The sequence below is a fragment of the Gallibacterium anatis DSM 16844 = F 149 genome (genome assembly GCF_000379785.1).
GTDB lineage: Bacteria > Pseudomonadota > Gammaproteobacteria > Enterobacterales > Pasteurellaceae > Gallibacterium > Gallibacterium anatis.
The window spans coordinates 21,592-29,442 of the sequence record NZ_KB903687.1 but is presented as its reverse complement, the minus strand read 5'-3'; the positions used below and the strand labels follow the sequence as shown (position 1 = coordinate 29,442).

The window sequence follows — 7,851 nt, the reverse complement described above, 5'->3', positions numbered from 1 at the left end:
GTTATCAAAGAATATGTTCGTTATTACAATGAGGAAAGAATACAATTAAAATTAAATGGACTGAGCCCTGTTCAATACAGAATTCAGTCCTTAAAATAACAGTCTAACTTTTAGGGGTCAGATCAAAAAGTGGTGGTTTTTTATTGGGAAAATTAGCTGTTGCAGCTTTCACAAGCGGCAGTAAACATCCACACTAATTTTTCTTGCTCTTTGATGAAGTGGTGGTTTTTTATTGGGAAAATTAGCTGTTGCAGCTTTCACAAGCGGCAGTAAACATCCACACTAATTTTTCTTGCTCTTTGATGTAATCGCTCATTTGTGAAGCGGTGCCTTCATCATCTGCATCAGCGGCTAAGGCTAAGATTTCACGTTGTTGTTTTAACAAGGTTTTGAAACCGCTTAACGTGCCACTCAAACAGTCTTGCGCAGCACTTACGCCTGTATGTTCTTCAATTAAAGACTTAGTTAAATACTCACTGAATGCATTGCTTGGGGTGTAGCCTAAAGTCAAAATACGCTCTGCGATTTCATCCACTTTCACTACTAAATCATCATAGATTTCTTCAAATTTTGCGTGTAATTCAAAGAAGTTCACTCCTTTAATGTTCCAGTGATAACCGCGCACGTTCATATAAAATACTTGATAAGTCGCAAGTAAGTTATTGAGTTCTTGTGCTAATTTTTCTGAAGTGGCTTTGTTTAAACCGATATTTGTTGCCATAATATGTTCTCCTCTGTTTTGTTGGGAACATAATAGAGATTAATTCCTTACAGATAAAATGGATATAAATGATAGATTTGATAGTTTAAAACTATGCATAATTAACATTTCAATAGTTTTAAACTTTCAACCAATTTAAAATTACTACCTTACCATATTCCGAAATATAAGATTCTGGATGAAATTGAACACCGTAAATTGATAAATTTCGATGCTGAACTGCCATAATAACGCCCTCATCATCAATTGCGGTAATTTCTAATTCTGAAGGGAAATTCTCTGCAGAAATTGCCCACGAATGATAAAGTCCTATTTTAAATTTATCCGGCAAATCGCTAAATAACAAAGAATTAGGTTTTGTTATTCTGATTTGTTTCGCCTGCCCGTGTCGCACCTGCGGCAAATTATACAAAGTCGCGCCAAAAAACTGGCACAGGGTTTGATGCCCAAGGCAAACACCCAAAATTGATTTGCGATGCTGATAGCGTTCCAACATCGCAAACAGTTGTGGATAAGCACTCGGCACATCAGGGCCGGGAGAAATCAAAATATGGCTGAAATTATCCACTTCATCAAGATTTAGCTGTTCCACATTCACCACAGAAAACGGCACATCAAATTGACGAATTAAATCCACCAAATTATAGGTAAAAGAATCGTGATTATTGATAATTAATAAATTTGTGTTCATCTCAGGGATTCACTACAATGACCAAAATGTTTGTTATCTTACTTGATTCATCGCCCTTATGCCATTTAATCACTTTGTACAACAAGCCAACCGTTTAGGTGCGCAACGTACGCCTTTTTTCTTTTTGATTGATTTTGAACAGCAAAAGCCCATCATTTGCCCCCTTACACAATGCGCAGAGCAAGGCATTTGGTTTGAATTTGTCAGCCAAAATAATCTTTCAACGGTACAAAAAGCAGCCCCAGAAAAACCCTTTAAGCTAGAAAAATTTCCCATTGATTTCGCCACTTATCAGCAAGGTTTTGAGATTGTGCAGCAGGCGTTACAGCAAGGAAATTCCTTTTTACTTAATCTGACTTATGCCACGCCGATTGCGATCAATTACGATCTCAAGACACTTTTTTCTGCCACACAAGCGAAATATAAGCTCTTGTTTAAAAACGAGTTTGTCTGCTTTTCCCCTGAGCCTTTCGTGAAAATTGCGCATAACCAAATTTTCACTTATCCAATGAAAGGCACGATTAACGCCAACTTGCCTGATGCAGAAAATCAATTACTCAATTGTGAAAAAGAGCAACGGGAACATTACACTATTGTGGATTTAATGCGTAATGATCTGGCTATCGTAGGGCAAAATGTACAAGTGAAGCGTTTTCGTTATTTAGAAAAGATTTTCACCGAACGTGGTGCGATCTGGCAGACAAGTTCTGAAATTTGTGCCGATCTTAAGGAAAACTGGCAAGCCAACATCGGCACAATGCTCAGCCAGCTTTTACCCGCAGGCTCAATCAGCGGTGCGCCAAAAGAAAAAACCGTTGCCGTCATTCAACAAGCGGAATTAGCACCACGGGGCTATTACACTGGCGTGTTTGGTATTTTTAACGGTGAAAGCTTAGAAAGTGCGGTGGCAATTCGCTTTATTTCTCAGCAAAACGGAAACTATGCTTTCCACAGTGGCGGCGGCATCACCATTCAAAGCCAAGCAGCGCAAGAATATCAAGAATTGTTAGAGAAAATTTATGTCCCACTTAAATTTCATCAAGGAACAAAATAATGGATTTTCCCCTGTTTGAAACCCTGTGCATTGAAAATGGGCAAGTGCAAAATCTTGCCCTACACCAACAGCGTTATGAAAACAGCCTGCGTGAATTTTATGCAGGGCAACCTTATGACATTTTTTCCATCGCAAAAATTCTGCAAAAAAACACCGCACTTTGGGCAAATCTTCAAAGCACAATTATCCGCTGCCGAATTGATTACAACGCCACGCAATATCACCTGCAATGTTTCCCCTATCAACGTAAAAACTACCAACGCTTCCAGCCTGTGATTTGTAATGACATTGACTACCACCTGAAATACAGCAACCGCGCCATTTTCAACGAATTGTTAAAACAAAAAGGCGATTGCGATGAAATCATTATCGTAAAACAAGGCAAAATCACCGACTGCACCATCGGCAATCTCATACTACGCCAAGGCTCACAATGGTTCACCCCCGACAGCCCCTTATTAATCGGCACCCAACGTAGCAAATTATTGAAAGAACGCAAAATCATTGAACGCAAGATTCTTCTTTCTGATCTGCCTTTATTCGAAGAAATTCAATTGATTAATGCACTAAATTCTATATAAATAATTAATAATAAAAACTATATTAATTAACCTAATTTCTATTTGTTATATTTTTCATAGAAATTAAGATTATTTTTTAAACAAAAAATATCATAAAATCTAAAAAGATGATTATTTTTTATGCTATTAAGTATTTAATAAAAGTTAGTTTTAATACATTTAAATGCTATTTTTCAAAACTAAGATCTTGATCACACTTTTTTAAAAGAAATTAATTGCAAATAACATTATTAACATTAGTATAACAACGAAAATCCCCACTTATTTAGCGAGGTTATTTTATGCAATTATTTTTGAGCATTTTTCCTATTATTCTTTTGATTTATTTGATGGTAAAACGTAATGCCTTACCTTCTTATGTTGCTCTTCCTTGGATAGCAGTTGTCGTTCTTATTATCCAGTTCATCTTCTTCGGAACGGATATTGCCACAGTCAGTGCAAACATTGCCTCGGCACTGATTGCGGTTCAAACCCCTATCACCGTTATTTTCGGTGCTATTTTATTCAATCGTTTTTCTGAAGTTTCCGGCGTCACCAATACATTACGTAAATGGTTGGCGAATATTAATCCAAATCCGGTGGCGCAAATTATGATTATCGGCTGGGCTTTCGCTTTTATGATTGAAGGTGCCAGTGGCTTCGGTACCCCGGCAGCTATTGCAGCACCAATTCTTGCCGGATTAGGTTTTGCGCCGTTAAAAGTTGCAATGCTCACCCTTGTAATGAACTCCGTTCCGGTTTCTTTCGGTGCGGTGGGAACGCCAACGTGGTTCGGATTCGGTCCATTAAATTTAACTGATACACAAATCTTAGAAATCGGTTCAATGACTGCGATTATCCACTCTATTGCCGCCTTAGTTATTCCATTAATGGCATTACGTTTAATCGTCGACTGGAAAGAAATTCGTCAAAATATTTTGTTTATCTACATCAGCATTTTTGCCTGTGTTATTCCTTATTTTCTATTAGCACAAGTTAACTACGAATTCCCAGCCTTAGTTGGTGGTGCAATCGGTTTGTTAATTTCGATTTTAGTTGCCAATAAAGGTATCGGCTTGGCAAAAGTTGAAAACACATTGGATGATAAAGCCGTCAGCAATAATCAAGTGATTAAAGCGCTATTACCTACCGGTCTTCTTATCGCAATTCTTATCGTTACACGTTTACAACAATTACCATTCAAAGCAATGATGAACGACACCACCACTTGGTTCGGCGTTCAACTCGGTTCACTTGGTCTGTTTGAAGTCAGCCACGGCTTGATTTTCAGCTTAAAAAATATCTTTGGCACAGCCGTTTCAGCCAGTTATAAATTGTTATATGTTCCGGCATTGATCCCATTTGTGGTAACGGTGTTAATTTCTATTCCACTATTTGCGCTTTCAACTTCTAACACCAAAGATATTTTTGCCGGCAGTTTCAAACAGACTCGTAACCCATTCTTGGCATTGGTCGGCGCATTAATTATGGTTAATCTAATGTTGGTCGGCGGCGATAATTCAATGGTAAAAATTATCGGTAAAAGTTTCGCCGCAGCAACCGGTGAATATTGGACGCTATTCGCTTCCTATTTAGGTGCGGTCGGTGCATTCTTCTCTGGCTCAAATACTGTATCCAACCTCACGTTCGGTAGTGTTCAGCTATCCACAGCGGAATTGACCGGATTATCAGCAACACTTGTGCTTGCGTTGCAATCCGTTGGTGGTGCAATGGGTAATATGGTTTGTATCAATAATATTGTTGCTGTATGTTCTGTATTGAATATTACCAATAAAGAGGGCGCAATTATTAAGAAAACCGTCGTGCCAATGATAGTGTACGGCATTATTGCAGCACTTGTTGCCATATTGCTGCTCAGTTAACCGATACCTTAACTGCTATTTTTAATCTCAACCGGCATTTTGTCGGTTGAGCCTTTCATTAAATTGGAGTGCTTATGAAAGTTAATTTTTATGTAACTTGTATTGGCGATGCCGTAAAAGCAAATGTAGCCAAACAAAGTGTCTTATTATTAGAAAAACTCGGTTGTGAAATTATCTTTTTAGAAAAACAGGGATGTTGCGGGCAACCTGCAACTAATGGCGGTTTTGTTAAAGATGCCATTCCAGGAATGAAAAATCTGATTGAAACCTTTGAAGTGAATGATTTTCCTATTGTCGCCCCTGCCGGATCTTGCGTTGCTTCCATCAAAAATTATCCTGAATATCTTAAAGATGAACCAAAATGGGCAGAACGTGCGAAAAAAGTGGCTGCCCGTTTTTATGACTTAACCGATTTTATTGTCAATCAACTTGGCATCACCAATGTTGGGGCTAAATTGCCGGGCAAAGCGGTTTATCATCCGTCTTGTAGCCTATTCCGTAAACTCAATATCAAAGAAGAGCCGTTAAAATTATTAGAAAATGTTGAAGGCTTGGAACTTCTTCCTATTAAAAATCAGACCACTTGCTGCGGCTTCGGCGGCACATTCTCGGTAAAAATGTCGCAAATTTCCGGCGAAATGGTTAAAGAAAAAGCAAAACATATTCAAGAAGTGGAACCGGATTATCTAATCGGTGCCGATGTCAGCTGTTTAATCAATATTGGCGGTCGTTTAAAACGTGAAGGCAGCGCAATCAAAGTACTGCATATCGCTGAAGTATTAATGTCCAAATAGGAGAAAAAGATGACTATTCAGACAACAGATTTAGCCTTTAAAAAACACGTTCAGGAAGAATTAGGCAATGAAATTATGCGTCAAGCGGTTGTGATGGCGCAGGAGCGTATCGGTGCCAATCGACAAAAAATGGTCGATGATCTCGGGCATTGGGAAGAGTGGCGTGAACAGGCAAAAGAGATTAGAAATCACGTTCTAGAAAATTTAGATGCCTATCTTTATCAATTATCTGAAAAAGTGACTGCCAACGGCGGACACGTCTTTTTTGCACAAACAGCGGAAGAAGCCAATCACTATATTCAACAGCTTGCCTTGCAAAACAATGTGAAAAAAGTGGTGAAATCGAAATCAATGGTAACGGAAGAGATTGGTTTAAATCACGTTTTAGAAGCGGATGGCATTAAAGTGATTGAAAGCGATCTGGGCGAATATATTTTGCAATTAGCCGGCGATAAACCTTCTCACATTGTCGTGCCTGCTATTCATCGTGATCGCTATCAAATCCGAGATATTCTCAAAGAAAAATTGGGTTATCAAGGCGATGCTACACCTGAAGATATGACCCTTTTTATTCGTGAAAAAATCCGTCAAGATTTCTTAAGTGCAGATATGGGCATTAGCGGTTGTAACTTCGCTATTCCGGAAACCGGCAGCCTCTGTTTAGTCACCAATGAAGGCAATTTAAGAATGGTTACCACCGTGCCTAAAATCCACGTTGCCGTAATGGGAATGGAACGTATTGCGCCAACTTTCCAAGAGGCGGAAATTCTAATTACAATGCTGGCTCGCAGTGCCGTTGGCGCCAAACTTACCAGTTACAACACTTGGCTTACCGGCCCGCGCCTTGCCGGTGAAACAGATGGTCCTGAGCAATTTCATCTGGTTATTTTAGATAATGGACGTTCAAAAGCATTAGGTTCAGAATTTAATGATGTTTTACGCTGTATCCGTTGCGGTGCTTGTTTAAACACTTGCCCGGTTTATCGCCAAATTGGTGGTCACAGTTATGGTTCAGTTTATCCGGGTCCAATCGGTTCCGTGCTGTCGCCGCTTCTCGGCAATTATCAAGAATTCCACGACTTACCTTATGCCTGCTCGCTTTGTACCGCTTGTAATCAGGTTTGCCCGGTAAAAATTCCTTTAGCAAATTTGTTATTAAAACATCGTACTCATATCGCAGAACAGGGCTTAAACCCGACAGCAGAAAAAATTTCGGTGAAAGCCTTTACCTTTGCCAATAGCCACCCCGCATTATGGAAAGTCGGTATGAATATTGGTGCTAAAGTAATGAAAGCAACCGTTAAGAATGGCAAAGCACCTTTGAATATTGGTGTTATTAGCGAGTGGACAAATACCCGCGACTTACCGGATGCTGACGGTGAAAGTTTCCGTAGCTGGTTCAAAAATAGAAATAATGGATAAGGAGTCCCTATGTTAGATCAACAAAATCGTTCACAATTTTTGTCACAACTGGCAAAGCAGTTAGGGCGTCCGCTTCGCACCGAAGTGGTTGGGACTTATCCTAAAGTCAATGATTATCCTGAAACTCGCTTTACTGAGCTTTCGGAACAAGAACGTTATCAAGCGTTTATCAATACCGCAAAAGATATGTTGGTGGATGTGGTTTTATCTACTGCAGAAAATGCTAAAAACGACATTATCAAAATTTGTGAAAAATATAATGGTGGTAATATTGTGCTGAATCGTGATGAACGCTTGCAACAATATCAAATCACTCAAGCCGTGCAACAGCAATACCACACGCATATTTGGACTGAAGCCAGTGAAGAAAATCTTGAATTCAGTAAAAGTGCCAATATCGGTATTGTTTTTGCCGAATACGGTTTAATTGAGTCTGGCGGTATCGTGCTTTATTCCTCGCCGAATAACGGTCGTTCCGTAAGTCTGTTACCACCAATTTCTGTAGTGGTATTAAAACGCTCCACGATTCAACCTCGCATTGCTCAAGTGGCAAAAGTGTTGCATCAAAAAGCGGAACAAGGAGAACGTATGCCATCTTGCATTAATATTATCTCCGGTCCGAGTGCCACTGCCGACATTGAATTAGTGAAAGTAGTTGGCGTTCACGGTCCGATAAAAGTGGTTTATTTATTGATTGATGATGTAGAAAACTAGAGTTATCTGAAA

At 39.3% G+C, this 7,851-nt stretch carries 9 protein-coding genes; 7 read left to right on the top strand and 2 right to left on the bottom strand.

The window, feature by feature from the left end; all coding sequences use genetic code 11:
* On the top strand, positions 1-99 hold a 99-nt coding region (locus A3EO_RS13100), incomplete at its 5' end, for an IS3 family transposase (RefSeq protein WP_154647140.1).
* A gap of 142 nt (positions 100-241) precedes the next feature.
* Here the strand turns inward: A3EO_RS13100 and A3EO_RS0104725 are convergent.
* Positions 242-724, bottom strand: coding sequence for a Dps family protein (locus A3EO_RS0104725; RefSeq protein WP_172459773.1), 483 nt, complete (start codon positions 722-724; stop codon positions 242-244).
* Between the two features lie 115 nt (positions 725-839).
* On the bottom strand, positions 840-1,412 hold the full coding sequence (locus tag A3EO_RS0104720) for an anthranilate synthase component II (RefSeq protein WP_013745377.1): 573 nt from the start codon (positions 1,410-1,412) through the stop codon (positions 840-842).
* Between the two features lie 58 nt (positions 1,413-1,470).
* On the opposite strand from A3EO_RS0104720, the gene A3EO_RS0104715 reads away from it, so the two are divergent.
* The 6 genes from A3EO_RS0104715 to A3EO_RS0104690 all read left to right on the top strand — a co-directional run bounded on the left by A3EO_RS0104715 (position 1,471) and on the right by A3EO_RS0104690 (position 7,839).
* The gene (locus A3EO_RS0104715; protein WP_018346232.1) at positions 1,471-2,466 is read left to right on the top strand and encodes an aminodeoxychorismate synthase component I; all 996 of its coding nucleotides are present in this window, start codon (positions 1,471-1,473) and stop codon (positions 2,464-2,466) included.
* The gene (locus A3EO_RS0104710) at positions 2,466-3,047 is read left to right on the top strand and encodes an aminotransferase class IV family protein (RefSeq protein WP_018346231.1); all 582 of its coding nucleotides are present in this window, start codon (positions 2,466-2,468) and stop codon (positions 3,045-3,047) included. The genes A3EO_RS0104715 and A3EO_RS0104710 overlap by 1 nt, the downstream gene beginning before the upstream one ends.
* A gap of 281 nt (positions 3,048-3,328) precedes the next feature.
* Positions 3,329-4,909 carry a lactate permease LctP family transporter gene (locus A3EO_RS0104705; RefSeq protein WP_018346230.1) on the top strand — a complete coding sequence of 527 codons (1,581 nt, stop codon included), beginning with the start codon at positions 3,329-3,331 and terminating at the stop codon, positions 4,907-4,909.
* Between the two features lie 74 nt (positions 4,910-4,983).
* Positions 4,984-5,703 (top strand): (Fe-S)-binding protein, encoded by a 720-nt coding sequence (locus tag A3EO_RS0104700; protein WP_018346229.1) that lies wholly within the window; start codon positions 4,984-4,986, stop codon positions 5,701-5,703.
* A gap of 9 nt (positions 5,704-5,712) precedes the next feature.
* Entirely contained in the window at positions 5,713-7,125 is a 1,413-nt protein-coding gene (locus A3EO_RS0104695) for a LutB/LldF family L-lactate oxidation iron-sulfur protein (RefSeq protein ID WP_018346228.1), read from the top strand.
* A 9-nt stretch (positions 7,126-7,134) separates the two neighbouring features.
* Complete coding sequence (locus tag A3EO_RS0104690; protein WP_013745383.1) at positions 7,135-7,839, top strand: LutC/YkgG family protein; 705 nt, start codon at positions 7,135-7,137, stop codon at positions 7,837-7,839.
* The last annotated feature ends 12 nt before the right edge of the window (positions 7,840-7,851 follow it).